The following is a 554-nucleotide window of genomic DNA, read 5'->3' as shown; positions in this document are numbered from 1 at the left end:
GCCGGTTGCATCGGTCGTCGTCGCGCTCGTGATAGTCGTGCTCAACAATCCCGGCAGGTTGACCGTCACCGTCAGGTTGACCGTCACCCCCGGCAGCGCGCCGACCCCTTCGGTTCCCTGGCGCACGCCGTCGCCGTTCAGGTCTTCCCACACCACGCCATTGATCGTGGCGCGCCCGCGCACCGCCGCGTCGCTCAACCCGCTTACCGTCGCGCCAGAGGTGACGGTGAACGGATTGGTCTCGGCGTAAGTATTGGGCAGCGGGCTTCCGTCAGTGGTTTGCATATCGTTATCGCCGCCTGTCGGCGTCACCAGCAGGAAGTTCGTCGCATCCGGGTTGAGGACCCGCACTGAATAGTTGCTGGCAGGCGCCACATTCGTGAAGGTGTACGCGCCGGTTGCATCGGTGGTGGTGGTCAGCACTGCGCTGCCGCCCAGCCGCAGCGTGACGGTCACGCCCTGCATCCCAGGCTCGTTGTCGGCGAACAGGACGTTATCCGCGTCGCGGTCGAATCGAACCGTGCCAGTCACTGTCGCAGCGCGGAAATAGCCAA

1 protein-coding gene is annotated in these 554 nt (G+C 65.0%); it reads right to left on the bottom strand.

Annotated elements, in window-relative coordinates; genetic code table 11:
• On the bottom strand, positions 1 to 554 hold a 554-nt coding region (locus NZN28_RS14585; protein WP_295399387.1), incomplete at both ends, for an SdrD B-like domain-containing protein.

The organism is Meiothermus sp. (assembly GCF_025056915.1).
In the GTDB taxonomy this organism is placed as follows: Bacteria; Deinococcota; Deinococci; order Deinococcales; family Thermaceae; genus Meiothermus.
Note: the sequence above shows the minus strand (reverse complement) of the source record. Positions and strands in the feature narration are given on the sequence as shown.